A 16,510-nucleotide genomic window follows, 5' to 3' on the forward strand; every position below is an offset into this window, starting at 1 on the left:
GAGGCTGTACCGATGACGGCCCCGCAGGAGCAGGCGAAGAAGCACGGCGTGCAACACGTACAAGAGCATGCGACCGAGCCGGCGATCCACCCCGTTCCTAACGGTGCCTCGGCAACGCAGAGAGCCTTGCAACGCTCCGTCGAGGTCGGCCCGCCGCTCTGGCTGCTGGCCGAGCTGACCTACCGCTGCCCGCTGCAGTGCCCGTACTGCTCCAATCCACTGGATTTCTCCCAGCAGGGCTCCGAACTCAGCACCGCCGAGTGGATCGAGGTGTTCCGCCAGGCCCGCGAGCTGGGCGCGGCGCAGCTGGGCTTCTCCGGCGGCGAGCCGCTGGTGCGTCAGGACCTGGCCGAGCTGATCGCGGCGGCGCGCGGCCTGGGCTACTACACCAACCTGATCACCTCCGGTATCGGCCTGACCGAAGCGAGGATTGCCGAGTTCGCCGAGGCGGGGCTGGACCATATCCAGATCAGCTTTCAGGCCGCCGACGAGGAGGTGAACAACCTCCTGGCCGGCTCGCACAAGGCCTTCGCGCAGAAGCTGGCCATGGCCCGCGCGGTCAAGGCCCATGGCTACCCGATGGTGCTGAACTTCGTCACGCACCGGCACAACATCGACAATATCGAGCGCATCATCGAGCTGTGCCTGGGGCTGGAGGCAGACTTCGTCGAACTCGCCACCTGCCAGTTCTACGGCTGGGCCGAGCTCAATCGCGCCGGCCTGCTGCCAACCCGTGCGCAACTGGAGCGCGCCGAGCGTATCACCAACCAGTGGCGCGACAAGCTGGCGGCGGAGAACCACCCCTGCAAGCTGATCTTCGTCACTCCCGACTACTACGAGGAGCGCCCCAAGGCCTGCATGAACGGCTGGGGCAATCTGTTTCTCGACATCACCCCGGATGGCACGGCGCTGCCTTGCCACAGCGCGCGGCAGCTGCCGGTGCAGTTCCCCAACGTGCGCGAGCACAGCGTCGAACATATCTGGCGGCATTCCTTCGGCTTCAATCGCTTCCGTGGCGACGACTGGATGCCCGAGCCATGCCGCAGCTGCGATGAGAAGCACAAGGATTTCGGCGGTTGTCGCTGCCAGGCCTTTATGCTCACCGGCGACGCCAGCAACGCCGACCCGGTGTGCAGCAAGTCGGCGCACCATGAGGTGATTCTCGCGGCGCGCCGCCAGGCCGACGAGGCGTCGCTGGGGCTGGACAAGCTGCAATACCGCAACGACAAGGCCTCGCGAATCATATGCAAGGCGTAGGGTGCGCCGTGCGCACCGATCCCGACAGCACCAGGAGCACCGCACAGGCCGCTCGCCGGCCTAAAGGCTCGGCAGATAGGCCATCTCCGTCGACTCGCCCAGCAGCAGGCCGCGGTTGAGTTCGGCGCAGGCACGCAGGTACTCGGCCACCAGGGTGACCCGCTTGAGCTTGCGCAGATCCTCGCTGTAGTACATCCAGAACTGCCGCATCACCTCGACCTCGTCCGGCAGTACCGCCTGTAGGCGCGGATCGGGGCCGGCGAGAAAACACGGCAGTATCGCCAGCGCGCGGCCTTCCAGGACCGCATGGTACTGGGCCACCACGCTGGTGCTGCGCAGGCGGCTGTGCGCACCGGGTAGCAGGTCGTTGAGGTACAGCAGCTTGAAGCTGAACGCCAGGTCCTCGACGTAGGTGACGAAGGCATGCCCGGCCAGGTCGTCGCGGCTGCGGATCGGCGCGTGGTTGGCCAGGTAGCCGGGCGTGGCGTACAGGCGCAGGCGGTAGTCGCACAGCCGCGAGCAGACATAGGGGCCGCGTTCCGGGCGTTCCAGGGTGATGGCGATGTCCGCCTCGCGCCGCGACAGGCTGATGAAGTGCGGTACCGGCAGGATGTCCACCGAGATGTTCGGGTAGTGGTCGAGAAAATGGCTCATCTGCGCCGTGACGAAGCAGGAGCCGAAGGCCTCGGTGCAACCGATGCGCAGATGCCCGGCGAGCCCGCCGGTGCTGCCGGAGACCTGTTCGCAGGCGACCTGCAGGGTGCCCTCCAGACTCTCCACGTGTCCCAGCAGGCGCTGCCCCTCGCTGGTCAGGACGAAGCCGGCGCTGCGCGACTTCTCGAACAATAGCGCGCCCAGGCTCTGCTCCAGGCTGCGGATGCGCCGCGACACCGTGGTGTAGTCCACCCCCAGCCTGCGCGACGCCGCACTCGCGGTGCGAGTGCGCGCCACTTCGAGGAAGAAGCGCAGGTCGTCCCAGTTGATCCGCCCCATTACCATGTTTTTTTGCATATGAGTCAGGCTTATTTGTCAATACATAGAGTAAATACGCCTACATATACTCCCTGACACAACGCCTGACCAGATCGGGCCGGCCCCTCCAACAACAATTCAGGGCTTATCGCATGAACGCATGGTCGACCACCGCCGCTTATGGCCGCTGCGGATCGCACTGCCGCTGCGCCGTCATGCGCTCACTGCGCCGTCGACGACAACCGCACCGCCCTCGCCCGCCCAGGCACTGATCTCCTCACCGCGCCGTTCGCGTGCCATGCGCGACGGCAACCGCACCGATCCGACAACAACAACCACGGAGCACCAGCATGAGTAGTCACGCCAAGCATGCGCTGACCTGCGCACTGATACGCAGCAATCCCAAGTTCCAGAGCCTCGCTCGCCGCCGCGCCCGCCTCGCCTGGGCCCTGAGCGGCCTGGTGCTGGCCCTGTACTACAGCTTCATCATGCTGGTGGCCTTCGCTCCCGGCTGGCTGCACCTGCCGTTGTACGCCGGCAGTAACCTGAGCCTGGGCCTGCCCCTGGGAGCCGCGCTGATCCTGCTGTGCTGGCTGCTCACCCTCTGGTACGTACGCAGCGCCAACCTGCACTTCGACACGCTCAGCGCGCAGATCCTCGAGGAGTCCCAGGTATGAAACGTCCAGCCCTCCTGCTCGCGCTCTGCGCACCACTGGCCGAGGCCGCGCCACTGACGGCCGAGCAACAGCCGCTCAACCTGCATGCCATCGGCATGTTCTTCGTCTTCGTCATAGCCACCCTGGCGATCACCTGGTGGGCGGCGCGGCGCACCCGTTCGGCCGCCGACTTCTACAGCGCCGGCGGCGGTATCAGCGGCTTTCAGAACGGTCTGGCGATCGCCGGCGACTACATGTCGGCGGCCACCCTGCTGGGCCTGTCCAGCCTGGTGTTCGCCCGGGGTTACGACGGCTTCGTCTACATCATCGGCTTCTTTGTCGGCTGGCCCATCGTCACCTTCCTCATGGCCGAGCGCCTGCGCAACCTGGGCCGCTACACCTTCGCCGACATCGTCTCCTACCGGCTGGACCAGACCCGCGTGCGCAGCTTCGCCGCGCTCGGCTCGCTGACCGTGGTGTGCTGCTACCTGGTGGTGCAGATGGTCGGCGCCGGCCAGTTGATCAAGCTGCTGTTCGGCCTCGACTACAGCACCGCGGTGGTGGTGGTCGGTGCGCTGATGCTGGTCTACGTGATTTTCGGCGGCATGCTCGCCACCACCTGGGTGCAGATCACCAAGGCGGTGCTGCTGCTCGGCGGCGGCACTACCCTGGCAGTGCTGGCACTGGCGCGTTTCGACTTCAGTTTCGAGACGCTGGCCGAGCAGGCCGTGGCCCTGCATGCCAGCGGCGCGCAGATCATGGGCCCCGGCTCCCTGCTGGCCGACCCGATCAATGCGGTGTCGCTGTCGCTCGGCCTGGTCTTCGGCATCGCCGGCCTGCCGCACATCCTGATGCGCTTCTTCACCGTGCCCAACGCCCGCGAGGCGCGACGCTCGGTGCTGTTCGCCACGCTGTTCATCGGCTTCTTCTTCCTCGTGGTCTGCGCCCTGGGCTACAGCGCCATCGTCATCGTCGGCGGCGACCCGCAGTACTTCGTCGACGGCAAGCTCGGCGGCGCCCTGATCGGCGGCGGCAACATGGTGGCCATGCACCTGGCCAAGGCAGTGGGCGGCGACCTGTTCCTCGGTTTCCTCTCCGCCGTAGCCTTCGCCACCATTCTCGCGGTGGTCGCCGGCCTGGCCCTGGCCGGCGCCTCGGCCATCTCCCACGACCTTTACGCCTCGGTGCTGAAGAAAGGTCGCGCCAACGAGAAGGACGAGATGCGCGTCTCGCGCATCGCCACGGTGGCCATCGGTATGGTCGCCATCGGCCTGGGCATTCTCTTCGAGCAGATGAACATCGCCTTCCTGGTCGGCCTGACCTTCGGCGTGGCCGCCTCGGCCAACTTCCCGGTGCTGATCATGGCCATGTACTGGGACGGCCTTACCACCCGTGGTGCGGTCTATGGCGGCCTGGCCGGCCTGATCAGCGCCCTGGCCCTGGTGATCGGCTCGCCCTCGGTGTGGGTCGGCGTGCTGGGCCATGCCGAAGCGCTGTTCCCCTACGACCAGCCCGCGCTGTTCTCCATGCCGCTGGCCTTCGTCACCATAGTGCTGGTCTCCAAGCTGGACCGCAGCAAGCGCGCCCAGGCCGAGCGCGCCGCCTACGCCGACCAGTTCGTGCGGGCCCAGACCGGCTTCGGCGCAGCCGCCGCCAGCAGTCACTGACGCGACCCACGTGGCGCCAACCCCTGGCGCCTCCCTGGGGCGAAAGGCCCCAAGCGCGACCAAGTTCCTTGCGTCGCGCTTTTTTATGCCTGCGTATCAGGTCCTTCCCTTCATCCCCACCGCCAGGCCGGACCGTCGAGAAGCCATGGGGACATCGCTGCGGGACATGCAACATTTTTGCATATCGCACCTGAATCCATACGTGTTCTTATCCTAACAATGCCTACCTATACTGGACTCACCAGCCTGGTGATAAAACCGGGCCAGTCCCAACAAAAATAAACAAGGGCACTCGCCATGAAACCATCCTCCGCTGCCACCCTCCTCCCGCCATCGACCGCCCGCATGTGCCTCGTCCATGCCGGCCACCGCGCCGCCTGACCGCCCGTACCGCGCCGATCGCAGGAGAACCGCCATGAACCGCAACAGCCAACCCTTCGTCGCCGCGCGCGACTTCCTCCTGGCCCACCGCACCGACTACGCCACCGCGGTGCGCGACTTCCGCTGGCCGCAGTTGCACCAGTTCAACTGGGCACTGGACTACTTCGACGCCATGGCCGAGGGCAACCAGGCGCCGGCGCTGTGGATAGTCGAGGAAGACGGCAGCGAGCAGCGCTACAGCTTCGCCGAACTGGCCGAGCGCTCCAACCGCGTGGCCAACCACCTGCGCGCCCTCGGCGTGCGCCGTGGCGAACGCATGCTGCTGATGCTGGGCAACCACATCGCCCTGTGGGAAACCATGCTCGCCGCCTTCAAGCTCGGCGCCGTGGTGATCCCGGCCACCGCCCTGCTCACCGCCGAGGACCTGCGCGACCGTATCGATCGCGGCCAGGTACGCCACCTGGTGGTGGGCAGCGAGCACACCGGCAAGTTCGCCGACCTGGCCGCAGACTGCACGCGCATCTGCGTCGGTGCACCAGTGGCGGGCTGGACGCCGCACCAGGCCTACGCGGAGCACGCCAGCGCGTTCACTGCCGAGGGCACCACCCTGGCCACCGACCCCATGCTGCTGTACTTCACCTCCGGCACCACCAGCAAACCGAAGATGGTCCTGCACAGCCACCAGAGCTACCCGGTCGGCCACCTCTCGACCATGTACTGGATCGGCCTGCAGCCGGGCGACCTGCACCTGAACATCTCCTCGCCGGGCTGGGCCAAGCACGCCTGGAGCTGTTTCTTCGCGCCATGGAACGCCGGCGCCTGCATCTTCATCCACAACGTCGCCCGCTTCAGCGCTCCGGCCCTGCTCGGCGTGCTGGAAAAATACGGCGTCACCAGCCTGTGCGCGCCGCCCACGGTATGGCGCATGCTGATCCAGGAAGACCTGGCCAGCCTGAAAGGCCGCCTGCGCCTGCGCGAACTGGTGGGCGCCGGCGAGCCGCTCAACCCGGAGATCATCGAGCAGATCCAGCATGCCTGGGGCCTGTGGTTGCGCGACGGTTTCGGCCAGTCGGAAACCACCGCCCTGGTCGGCAACACCCCCGGCCAGCCGCTCAAACCCGGGTCGATGGGCCGTCCGCTGCCCGGCTACCGGGTGTGCATGCTCGATCCCGACGGCCAGCCGGCCAGCGATGGCGAGGTGGCCCTGCCGCTGGAGCCCCATCCGCTGGGCCTGATGCTGTGCTACGAGGACAGCCCGGAGAAGACTGCCGAGGTGATGCGCGGCGGCTACTACCGCACCGGCGACACCGCGTCGGTCGACGCCGACGGCTACGTCACCTTCGTTGGCCGCGCCGATGACGTGTTCAAGGCCTCCGACTACCGCATCAGCCCCTTCGAGCTGGAGAGCGCACTGATCGAGCACCCGGCGGTGATGGAGGTGGCGGTCGTGCCGAGCCCGGACCCGGTACGCCTGGCCGTGCCCAAGGCCTTCCTCATCCTCGCCCACGACGAACCCGGCAGCGCCGCGCTGGCGGAAAACATCCTGGCCTTCGCCCGCGAGCACCTGGCGCCCTACAAGCGGGTGCGGCGCATCGAGTTCGTCACCGAGCTGCCCAAGACCATCTCCGGGAAGATCCGCCGGGTCGAACTGCGGCAGATGGAAGTGCAGCGCCGCCAGGGCGAACGCGGCGCGCAGGAATACTTCGAAGAAGACTTCCCGCAGCTCAAGGGCTGAAACCGGGCCGGCGGGCCGGCCCTCCGCAAACCACCCCGACCGCTCGGCCGCACCGGCCGAGGGGACCCACTCGACCTCAAGAAAGCAGGCAGGACCGAAAATGACCTCTTCCAGCGTTCCCAGCGTCAAGCTGCTCATCAACGGCGAATTCGTCGAATCCAAGACCACCCAGTGGCGCGACGTGGTCAACCCGGCCACCCAGCAGGTGCTGGCCCGCGTGCCCTTCGCCACCGCCGCCGAAATGGACGCCGCCGTGGCCGCCGCCAAGGAAGCCTTCAAGACCTGGCGCAAGACCCCGATCGGCGCCCGCGCGCGGATCTTCCTCAAATACCAGCAACTGATCCGCGACAACATCAAGGAGCTGGCCGCCCTGCTCACCGCCGAACAGGGCAAGACCCTGCCCGATGCCGAAGGCGACGTGTTCCGCGGCCTGGAAGTGGTCGAGCATGCCGCCAGCATCGGCACCCTGCAGATGGGCGAGCTGGCCAACAACGTCGCCGGCGGCGTCGACACCTACACCCTGCTGCAACCCCTGGGCGTATGCGCCGGCATCACCCCGTTCAACTTCCCGGCGATGATCCCGCTGTGGATGTTCCCCATGGCCATCGCCTGCGGCAACACCTTCGTGCTCAAGCCGTCCGAGCAGGACCCGCTGGTGACCATGCGCCTGGTCGAACTGGCCCTGGAGGCCGGCGTGCCCAAGGGCGTGCTCAACGTCATCCATGGCGGGGTCGATGCGGTGAACCTGCTGTGCGACCACCCGGACATCAAGGCGGTGTCCTTCGTCGGTTCGACCCAGGTCGGCACCCATGTCTACAACCGCGCCAGCCAAAACGGCAAGCGCGCCCAGTGCATGATGGGGGCGAAGAACCACGCCATCGTGCTGCCCGACGCCAACAAGCAGCAGACCCTCAACAACCTGCTCGGCGCCTCCTTCGGCGCCGCCGGCCAGCGCTGCATGGCCCTGCCGGTGGTGATCCTGGTCGGCGAGGCGCAGGCCTGGCTGCCGGAGCTGATCGAACGCACCAAGACCCTCAAGGTGAATGCCGGCACCGAGCCGGGCACCGACATCGGCCCGGTGATCTCCTGCGCCGCCCTGGAGCGCATCACCGGCCTGATCGCCAAGGGCGTCGAGGAAGGCGCCAAACTGGAACTGGACGGTCGCAACCCGCACGTGCCGGGCTATCAGGACGGCAACTTCGTCGGCCCGACCATCTTCTCCGGAGTCACCGCGCAGATGACCGTGTACCGCGAGGAAATCTTCGGCCCGGTGCTGTGCGTGATGCAGGCCGCCAGCCTGCAGGAGGCGATCGACATCATCAACGCCAACCCGAACGGCAACGGCACCGCCCTGTTCACCCGCTCCGGCGCCGCCGCGCGGCACTTCCAGGAAGAGATCGACGTCGGCCAGGTGGGCATCAACGTGCCGATCCCGGTGCCGGTGCCGCTGTTCTCCTTCTCCGGCTCGCGCGCCTCCAAGCTCGGCGACCTGGGCCCCTACGGCAAGCAGGTGGTGACCTTCTACACCCAGACCAAGACCGTCACCCAGCGCTGGTTCGACGAGGATGCCGACGGCGGTGCGGTGAACACCACCATCACCCTGAAATGACCACCCGGGCCGGCGCCCGCGCGCCGGCCCCGCCAGGAACACGCCGATGAACTACGAAACCCTGCTGGTCGAGGTGCGCGAGCGCGTCGGCCTGATCACCCTCAACCGGCCGCAGGCGCTCAACGCGCTGAACAGCCAGCTGATCGCAGAACTGAACCAGGCCCTCGACCGCCTGGAGGCCGACCCGGAGGTCGGCTGCCTGGTCATCACCGGCTCGGCCAAGGCCTTCGCCGCCGGCGCCGACATCAAGGAAATGGCCGACAAGGGCTTCCCGCAAATCTACCTGGACGATTTCTTCGCCGCCGCCGACCGCATCGCCGCGCGGCGCAAGCCGATCATCGCCGCAGTGGCCGGCTACGCCCTGGGCGGCGGCTGCGAACTGGCGCTGATGTGCGACTTCATCTACGCCGCCGACACCGCCCGCTTCGGCCTGCCGGAGCTGAGCCTGGGGGTGATCCCCGGCATCGGCGGCACCCAGCGTCTGACCCGCGCGCTGGGCAAGGCCAAGGCCATGGAGCTGTGCCTGACCGGCCGCCAGCTGCATGCCGAAGAGGCCGAGCGCGCCGGCCTGGTGGCCCGCGTGCTGCCGGCCGCCGAGCTGCTGGAACGCACCCTGGAAGCGGCCCGCGGCATCGCCGGCAAATCCCTGCCGGCGGCGATGATGATCAAGGAATGCGTCAACCGAGCCGAGGAGATCGGCCTGGCCGAAGGCGTGCGTTTCGAGCGCCGCCTGTTCCACTCGCTGTTCGCCAGTCACGACCAGAAGGAAGGCATGCAGGCCTTCGTCGCCAAGCGTGCGCCGAACTTCCGCCATCACTGAATCGCTGCCGCCACCCTCATCTACGGAGTATCCACCATGCATATCGGATTTCTCGGCCTCGGCAACATGGGCGCCCCCATGGCCCGCAACCTGCTCAAGGCCGGCCACAGCCTGACCGTCTTCGACCCCTTCACCCAGGCCGTCGCCGCGCTGGTGGAGGCCGGCGCCAGCGCCGCCGCCTCGCCCACCGCGGTGGCCAAGGCCGGGGTCGAGGTGATCGTCACCATGCTGCCGACCGCCGCCCACGTGAAACAGGTCTACCTGGGCAAGGACGGCCTGCTGGCCCATGTCGGCCAGGGCGTGTTGCTGATCGACAGCTCCACCATCGACCCGCTGAGCGCCCGCGAGGTGGCGACCCTGGCCACCGCCCAGGGCAATCCCATGCTCGATGCACCGGTTTCCGGCGGCACCGGCGGCGCCGCGGCCGGTACCCTGACCTTCATGGTCGGCGGCTCGGTCAGCGTGTTCGACCAGGCCTTGCCGATCCTCTCGGCCATGGGCAAGAACGTGGTGCACTGCGGCAGCGCCGGCAACGGCCAGGTGGCCAAGATCGCCAACAACATGCTGCTGGGCATCTCCATGGTCGGCGTCGCCGAAGCCATGGCACTGGGCGTGGCCCTGGGCATGGATGCCAAGGTGCTGGCCGGCATCATCAACACCTCCAGCGGTCGTTGCTGGAGCTCTGAGGTGTACAACCCCTTCCCCGGCGTGCTGGACAACGTGCCCGCCGCACGCGGCTACAGCGGTGGCTTCGGCAGCGACCTGATGCTCAAGGACCTCGGCCTGGCCACCGATGCCGCACGCCACGCGCGCCAGCCGGTGCCGCTCGGCGCCACCGCCCAGCAGCTGTACCAGACCTTCAGCCTGCAGGGCCATGGCGGCCTGGACTTCTCCGCGATCATCAACCTGTTCCGTCGGGAAGCCTGAACATGAGCCAGGAGCAAGCGGTACTGGCCGAGGTGCGCAACGGCATCGGCCATCTGACGCTGAACCGCCCCGAGGGCCTCAACGCCCTCGACCTGCCCATGGTGCGCCTGCTCTGCCGCCACCTGTGGGCCTGGGAGCAGGACCCGGCGATAGTCGCCGTGGTCCTGCGTGCCGCCGGCGGCAAGGCCTTCTGCGCTGGCGGCGACATCCGCATGCTGTACGAGAGCCAGCGCGCCGGCGACAACCAGAACGTGCTGTTCCTCGAAGAGGAATACGCCCTCGACGAATACCTGCACGGCTACGCCAAGCCGGTAGTGGCGCTGATGGACGGCTACGTGCTCGGCGGCGGCATGGGCCTGGCCCAGGCCGCCTCGTTGCGGGTGATCACCGAGCGCACGCGGATGGGCATGCCCGAGGTCGGCATCGGTTTCTTCCCCGATGTCGGCGGCAGCTACTTCCTGCCACGCCTGCCGGGCGAGCTGGGTGTGTACCTGGGTGTCACCGGCGTGCAGGTGCGCGCCGCCGACGCGCTCTACGCCGGCCTGGCCGATTACTGCCTGGGCAGCGAGCGGCTTGCCGATCTGGACACCCGTCTCGACCAGCTGCATTGGAGTGCCTCGCCCCGCGAGGACCTGCGCGCACTGCTCGCCGAGCTGGCCACCGTGCGCATCCCCGGCTCCGAGCTGAAGGCCCTGCGCCTGGCGATCGACCAGCATTTCGCCCTGCCCGACCTGCTGGCGATTCGCGACGCGCTGCGCCGGGAGAATCGCCCGGAGCTGCGCGACTGGGCCGAGGAAACCCTGCGCGTACTCGACAGCCGCTCACCGCTGGCGATGGCGGTGACCCTGGAGCTGCTGCGCCGCGGCCGCTACCTGAGCCTGGCCGACTGCTTCGCCCTGGAGCTGCACCTGGACTATCAGTGGTTCGCCAAGGGCGACCTGATGGAGGGCGTGCGCGCCCTGATCATCGACAAGGACAAGCAACCGCGCTGGAACCCGCCCACCCTGGATGAACTGGCGCCGGCGCGGGTGCAGGCCTTCTTCAACGGCTTCCGCCCGGCCTCCGGCAAGCCCCTTCGCACCGCCTGAGCGCAGGAGAACATGATGAACGATCTGCAACTGACCGAAGAACAACGCATGATCCGCGACATGGCGCGCGACTTCGCCCGCAGCGAGGTGGCGCCCCACGCCCAGGCCTGGGAGCAGGCCGGCTGGATCGACGACGCCGTGGTGGCGCAGATGGGCGAACTAGGTCTGCTCGGCATGGTGGTGCCGGACGCCTGGGGCGGCAGCTACACCGACTATGTGGCCTATGCCCTGGCCGTGGAGGAAATCTCCGCCGGCGACGGCGCCCTCGGCGCGCTGATGAGCATCCACAACTCGGTGGGCTGCGGGCCGCTGCTCAAGTATGGCAGCGCGGCCCAGCAGGACGCCTGGCTGCCGGCGCTGGCCAGCGGCCAGGCCATCGGCTGCTTCTGCCTGACCGAACCGCAGGCCGGCTCCGAAGCCAACAACTTGCGTACCCAGGCGTTGCTGCAGGACGGTCACTGGGTGCTCAACGGCGCCAAGCAGTTCGTCAGCAGCGGCAAGCGTGCGCAGCTGGCCATCGTCTTCGCCGTCACCGATCCGGCGCTGGGCAAGAAGGGCCTGTCGGCCTTTCTGGTGCCGACCGACACGCCCGGTTTCGTGGTCGAGCGCAGCGAGCACAAGATGGGCATCAAGGCCTCGGACACCTGCGCGGTGACCCTGCAGGACTGCCGAATTCCGCAAGACAACCTGCTCGGCGAGCGCGGCAAGGGCCTGGCCATCGCCCTGGCCAACCTCGAGGGCGGGCGCATCGGCATTGCCGCCCAGGCCCTGGGGATCGCCCGCGCGGCCTTCGAGGCGGCGCTGGGCTACTCGCGCGAGCGCGTGCAGTTCGGCAAGCCGATCGCCGAGCACCAGAGCGTGGCCAACCTGCTGGCCGACATGCACACCCGGCTCAACGCCGCGCGCCTGCTGATCCTGCATGCCGCGCAGCTGAAGAGCGCCGGCCTGAGCTGCCTGTCGGAGGCCTCGCAGGCCAAGCTGTTCGCCTCGGAAATGGCCGAATGGGTGTGTTCCAAGGCCATCCAGATCCACGGCGGCTACGGCTACCTGGAGGACTTCCCGGTGGAGAAGTACTACCGCGACGCGCGCATCACCCAGATCTACGAGGGTTCCAGCGAGATCCAGCGGCTGCTGATCGCCCGCGAGCTGGCGCACTACCCGCTCTGACGCAACGGCGGGCGCCACGCACCCGCCCTTCTGCCGAACCTGCCGCGGAGTTGTCCGTGCTCGACCTGCCACCGGCGAGGCGCTGCGCAATCTCGGCGACCTCGCTACATCCATCGCCAGCACCACCCTGGAGCAAGCCCACGTGAGCGAAGATATCAACCAGAACGTCACCCAGGCCGAGGACCGCGCCCCGGAGCAGTTCCGTGTCTAGCCCGGTGGCACGCCCGGCGCCGCGCAGCAAGGCCGGAATACGCTATCAGGATGCCCAGCGCGCGGCGCTGGAGCTGTTCGCCGAGCGTGGTTTCAGTCGCGTCGGCATGCGCGACCTGGCCGCCCACATGGGTATTGCCGCAGGCTCGCTGTACAACCATATCGAGAGCAAGGAAGCGCTGCTGTTCGAGTTCATCGAGGAGTTCTACAGCGCCCTGACGCTGGGCGCCGAACAACTGCTCAAGAGCCAGCCCGAAGCAACAAGTCGGCTGCGCGCGCTGCTCGAACGCCACCTGCAGCTGCACCAGAGCATGCCCCTGCACTTTCGCCTGGCCGAATACGAGCTGTGCTGCCTGCCGCCCGAGCCGCTGGAGCAGATCCTCGAGCTGCGCGAGCGCTACGAACAGCACTGGCTGCAGGCAGTGGCGCCGCTGTGCGGCCAGGTGCCCGACGCTGTCCGTCGCGGTGCGGTACGGGCCATCGTCTCGCTGCTCAACCAGCTGCCGGCCTGGACCCAGGCTGCCTGCGACGAGCCCGCCAGCCGCCTGCGCCTGCAGCAGGAGATGGTCCTGGGCGCGTTGGCTGGCGCGCTTGGCATGGCCGTTCACGCCTTCTGACGGCATCGTCCGCACTTGACAGGGGTGCTTCTCCAGCTTTACGTTAACGTAAAGGTAAACGAGAGCACCCCGATGCCCACCACCTACTCCATCTCCGACCTGGCCCGCGAACTGGACGTAACGCCGCGCGCCATCCGCTTTTACGAGGAGCAAGGCATGCTCGCCCCCGAGCGCCGCGGCCAGGAGCGCATCTTCAGCCCCCGCGATCTGGTCACCCTGAAGCTGATCCTGCGCGGCAAGCGCATCGGCTTTTCCCTGGCCGAGTGCAAGGAGCTGATCGACCTCTATGACCCCAGCAGCGGCAACCGCAAGCAGCTGGAAACCTTCATGGACAAGATCGCCGCACGCCGCGCCCAGCTCGAGCAGCAGTTGCTGGACATCCGGCAGATGCAGCTGGAGCTCGATACCGCCGAGGAGCGCTGCCTGGCAGCCCTGGCGGAAACCGACATGTAGGGTGCGTCGCGCCCCCAACCGACCCGGTGCGCACGGCGCACCCCAAGACAACAAAAGGTGTCCCATGAGCTACCCCACCCTCAACTTCGGCCTCGGCGAAACCATCGACATGCTGCGTGATGCCGTCCACCACTTCGCCCAGGCCGAGCTGGCCCCGCGTGCGGCGCAGATCGACCGCGACAACGAGTTCCCCATGGACATGTGGCGCAAGTTCGGCGACATGGGCCTGCTGGGCATGACCGTGGAAGAGGAATACGGCGGCACCAACATGGGTTACCTGGCCCACGTGGTGGCCATGGAAGAGATCAGCCGCGCCAGCGCCTCGGTCGGCCTGTCCTACGGCGCGCATTCGAACCTGTGCGTCAACCAGATCCGCAAGAACGGCACTCACGAGCAGAAGCTCAAGTACCTGCCCAAACTGTGCTCCGGCGAGCACGTCGGCGCCCTGGCCATGAGCGAGCCCAACGCCGGCTCCGATGTGGTGTCGATGAAGCTGCGCGCCGAGAAGCGCGGCGACCGTTACGTGCTCAACGGCAACAAGATGTGGATCACCAACGGCCCGGACGCCAACACCTACGTGATCTACGCCAAGACCGACATCAACGCCGGCTCGCGCGGCATGACCGCCTTTATCGTCGAGCGCGACTTCAAGGGCTTCTCCCGCCATCAGAAGCTGGACAAGCTGGGCATGCGGGGCTCCAACACCTGCGAGCTGGTGTTCGAGGACTGCGAGGTGCCGGAAGAGAACATCCTAGGCAGCGAAGGCGGCGGCGTGCGCGTGCTGATGAGCGGCCTGGACTACGAACGCACCGTGCTCTCCGGCGGCCCCACCGGGATCATGAGCGCCTGCATGGACGTGGTGCTGCCCTACGTGCACGAGCGCCAGCAGTTCAAGCAGTCCATCGGCGAGTTCCAGCTGGTGCAGGGCAAGCTGGCCGACATGTACGCCGGCATGAACGCCTCCAAGTCCTACCTGTACAACGTCGCCAAGGCCTGCGACCGCGGCGAGGAATCGCGCAAGGACGCCGCGGCGGTGATCCTCTACACCGCCGAAATGGCCACCAGGATGGCCCTGGACACCATCCAGCTGCTCGGCGGCAACGGCTACACCAACGAGTACCCGGCCGGCCGCCTGTTGCGCGACGCCAAGCTCTACGAGATCGGCGCCGGCACCAGCGAGATCCGCCGCATGCTGATCGGCCGCGAGCTGTTCAACGAAACCAAGTGATCGCGGGAACGCCCCGTAGGGTGCGCCGTGCGCACCAAAACAACGGCATGGTGCGCACGGCGCACCCTACAGACGGTAGCCAGAAATCGGAGCGCCCCAGATGGCCATCCTGCATACCCAGATCAATACCCGCTCCCCGGAGTTCGCCGCCAACAGCGCGGCCATGCTCGAGCAGGTCGCCGACCTGCGCGCCCTGCTCGCCCGCCTGCACGAAGGCGGCGGCGAGAAGGCCCAGGCGCGCCACACCGCGCGCGGCAAGCTGCTGCCGCGCGAACGCATCAACCGCCTGCTCGACCCCGGCTCGCCGTTCCTGGAGATCGGCCAGCTCGCCGCCCACGAGGTCTACGGCGAAGAGGTGCCCGCCGCCGGGGTGATCGCCGGCATCGGCCGGGTCGAAGGCGTCGAGTGCATGATCGTGGCCAACGACGCCACGGTAAAAGGCGGCAGCTACTACCCGCTGACCGTGAAGAAGCACCTGCGCGCCCAGGCCATCGCCCGCGAGAACCGCCTGCCGTGCATCTACCTGGTGGACTCCGGCGGCGCCAACCTGCCGCGTCAGGACGAGGTGTTCCCCGACCGCGAGCACTTCGGCCGGATCTTCTTCAACCAGGCCAATATGAGCGCGCTGGGCATCCCGCAGATCGCCGTGGTGATGGGCTCGTGCACCGCCGGCGGTGCCTATGTGCCGGCGATGAGCGACGAGACCATCATGGTACGCAACCAGGCCACCATCTTTCTCGCCGGCCCGCCGCTGGTAAAGGCCGCCACCGGTGAAGTGGTGAGCGCCGAGGAGCTGGGCGGCGCCGATGTGCACTGCAAGACCAGCGGCGTGGCCGACCACTATGCCGACGACGACGAGCACGCCCTGGCCCTGGCCCGGCGCAGCATCGCCAACCTCAACTGGCGCAAGCTCGGCCAGCTCGACGCCCGCGCGCCCATCGCCCCGCGCTACCCGGCCGAGGAGCTGTACGGGGTGATCCCGGCGGACGCCAAGCAGCCGTTCGACGTGCGCGAGGTGATCGCGCGTATCGTCGACGACTCGCAGTTCGATGAATTCAAGGCGCTGTTCGGCACCACCCTGGTGTGCGGCTTCGCCCGCATCGACGGCTACCCGGTGGCGATCCTGGCGAATAACGGCATCCTCTTCGCCGAGTCGGCGCAAAAAGGCGCGCACTTCGTCGAACTGGCCTGCCAGCGCGGCATTCCGCTGCTGTTCCTGCAGAACATCACCGGCTTCATGGTGGGCAAGAAATACGAGGAAGGCGGCATCGCCAAGCATGGCGCCAAGCTGGTCACCGCCGTGGCCTGCGCCCAGGTGCCGAAGTTCACCGTGATCATCGGCGGCAGCTTCGGCGCCGGCAACTACGGCATGTGCGGCCGTGCCTACGACCCGCGCTTCCTGTGGATGTGGCCCAACGCCAAGATCGGCGTGATGGGCGCGCAGCAGGCCGCCGGCGTGCTGGTGCAGGTCAAGCGCGAGCAGGCCGAGCGCGCCGGTCAGCACTATTCGGACGAGGACGAACAGCGCCTCAAGCAGCCCATCGTCGAGCAGTACGAGAAGCAGGCGCACGCCTACTACTCCAGCGCCCGGCTGTGGGACGACGGCGTGATCGACCCGGCGCAAACACGCGAGGTGCTGGCCCTGGCCCTGTCGGCCAGCCTCAATGCGCCGATCGAGCCGACCCGTTTCGGTGTGTTCCGCATGTAAAACTCGCCGTAGGGT

General features: G+C 67.6%; 14 protein-coding genes. 13 read left to right on the forward strand and 1 reads right to left on the reverse strand.

Going from position 1 to position 16,510, the window contains the following annotated elements; genetic code table 11:
• Positions 1 to 12 precede the first annotated feature (12 nt).
• Positions 13 to 1,257: a pyrroloquinoline quinone biosynthesis protein PqqE gene (pqqE, locus tag L1F06_RS13655; RefSeq protein ID WP_252576640.1), complete on the forward strand. Its 1,245-nt coding sequence runs from the start codon at positions 13 to 15 to the stop codon at positions 1,255 to 1,257.
• A gap of 60 nt (positions 1,258 to 1,317) precedes the next feature.
• On the opposite strand, the gene L1F06_RS13660 is transcribed toward pqqE, so the two are convergent.
• Positions 1,318 to 2,268 carry a LysR family transcriptional regulator gene (locus tag L1F06_RS13660; protein WP_129482319.1) on the reverse strand — a complete coding sequence of 317 codons (951 nt, stop codon included), beginning with the start codon at positions 2,266 to 2,268 and terminating at the stop codon, positions 1,318 to 1,320.
• A gap of 311 nt (positions 2,269 to 2,579) precedes the next feature.
• Between L1F06_RS13660 and L1F06_RS13665 the strand changes: the two genes are divergently transcribed.
• The 12 genes from L1F06_RS13665 to L1F06_RS13720 all read left to right on the forward strand — a co-directional run bounded on the left by L1F06_RS13665 (position 2,580) and on the right by L1F06_RS13720 (position 16,495).
• Positions 2,580 to 2,906 carry a DUF485 domain-containing protein gene (locus L1F06_RS13665; protein ID WP_129482318.1) on the forward strand — a complete coding sequence of 109 codons (327 nt, stop codon included), beginning with the start codon at positions 2,580 to 2,582 and terminating at the stop codon, positions 2,904 to 2,906.
• Positions 2,903 to 4,552 (forward strand): cation acetate symporter, encoded by a 1,650-nt coding sequence (locus L1F06_RS13670; protein ID WP_092375755.1) that lies wholly within the window; start codon positions 2,903 to 2,905, stop codon positions 4,550 to 4,552. Before L1F06_RS13665 ends, L1F06_RS13670 begins: the two co-directional genes overlap by 4 nt.
• 415 nt (positions 4,553 to 4,967) lie before the next feature.
• Positions 4,968 to 6,668, forward strand: a complete 1,701-nt coding sequence (locus L1F06_RS13675) for an AMP-binding protein (protein WP_003239754.1) — start codon at positions 4,968 to 4,970, stop codon at positions 6,666 to 6,668.
• A gap of 100 nt (positions 6,669 to 6,768) precedes the next feature.
• Positions 6,769 to 8,277, forward strand: a complete 1,509-nt coding sequence (locus L1F06_RS13680; protein WP_003239750.1) for a CoA-acylating methylmalonate-semialdehyde dehydrogenase — start codon at positions 6,769 to 6,771, stop codon at positions 8,275 to 8,277.
• Positions 8,278 to 8,323: 46 nt separating this feature from the next.
• Positions 8,324 to 9,097, forward strand: a complete 774-nt coding sequence (locus L1F06_RS13685; protein WP_096826335.1) for an enoyl-CoA hydratase — start codon at positions 8,324 to 8,326, stop codon at positions 9,095 to 9,097.
• 36 nt (positions 9,098 to 9,133) lie between these two features.
• Positions 9,134 to 10,024: a 3-hydroxyisobutyrate dehydrogenase gene (mmsB, locus tag L1F06_RS13690; protein WP_003239747.1), complete on the forward strand. Its 891-nt coding sequence runs from the start codon at positions 9,134 to 9,136 to the stop codon at positions 10,022 to 10,024.
• Between the two features lie 2 nt (positions 10,025 to 10,026).
• Positions 10,027 to 11,112, forward strand: coding sequence for an enoyl-CoA hydratase/isomerase family protein (locus L1F06_RS13695; protein WP_129482317.1), 1,086 nt, complete (start codon positions 10,027 to 10,029; stop codon positions 11,110 to 11,112).
• A gap of 15 nt (positions 11,113 to 11,127) precedes the next feature.
• Complete coding sequence (locus tag L1F06_RS13700) at positions 11,128 to 12,279, forward strand: acyl-CoA dehydrogenase family protein (protein WP_129482316.1); 1,152 nt, start codon at positions 11,128 to 11,130, stop codon at positions 12,277 to 12,279.
• 203 nt (positions 12,280 to 12,482) lie between these two features.
• Positions 12,483 to 13,106 (forward strand): TetR/AcrR family transcriptional regulator, encoded by a 624-nt coding sequence (locus L1F06_RS13705; protein WP_232531408.1) that lies wholly within the window; start codon positions 12,483 to 12,485, stop codon positions 13,104 to 13,106.
• Positions 13,107 to 13,178: 72 nt separating this feature from the next.
• The gene (locus tag L1F06_RS13710; RefSeq protein ID WP_129482315.1) at positions 13,179 to 13,559 is read left to right on the forward strand and encodes a MerR family transcriptional regulator; all 381 of its coding nucleotides are present in this window, start codon (positions 13,179 to 13,181) and stop codon (positions 13,557 to 13,559) included.
• A gap of 64 nt (positions 13,560 to 13,623) precedes the next feature.
• The gene (locus tag L1F06_RS13715) at positions 13,624 to 14,787 is read left to right on the forward strand and encodes an isovaleryl-CoA dehydrogenase (RefSeq protein ID WP_129482314.1); all 1,164 of its coding nucleotides are present in this window, start codon (positions 13,624 to 13,626) and stop codon (positions 14,785 to 14,787) included.
• Positions 14,788 to 14,887: 100 nt separating this feature from the next.
• Positions 14,888 to 16,495 (forward strand): carboxyl transferase domain-containing protein, encoded by a 1,608-nt coding sequence (locus L1F06_RS13720; protein ID WP_129482313.1) that lies wholly within the window; start codon positions 14,888 to 14,890, stop codon positions 16,493 to 16,495.
• Positions 16,496 to 16,510: the final 15 nt, after the last annotated feature.

The sequence above is a fragment of the Pseudomonas hydrolytica genome (assembly GCF_021495345.1).
Classification (GTDB): Bacteria; Pseudomonadota; Gammaproteobacteria; order Pseudomonadales; family Pseudomonadaceae; genus Aquipseudomonas; species Aquipseudomonas hydrolytica.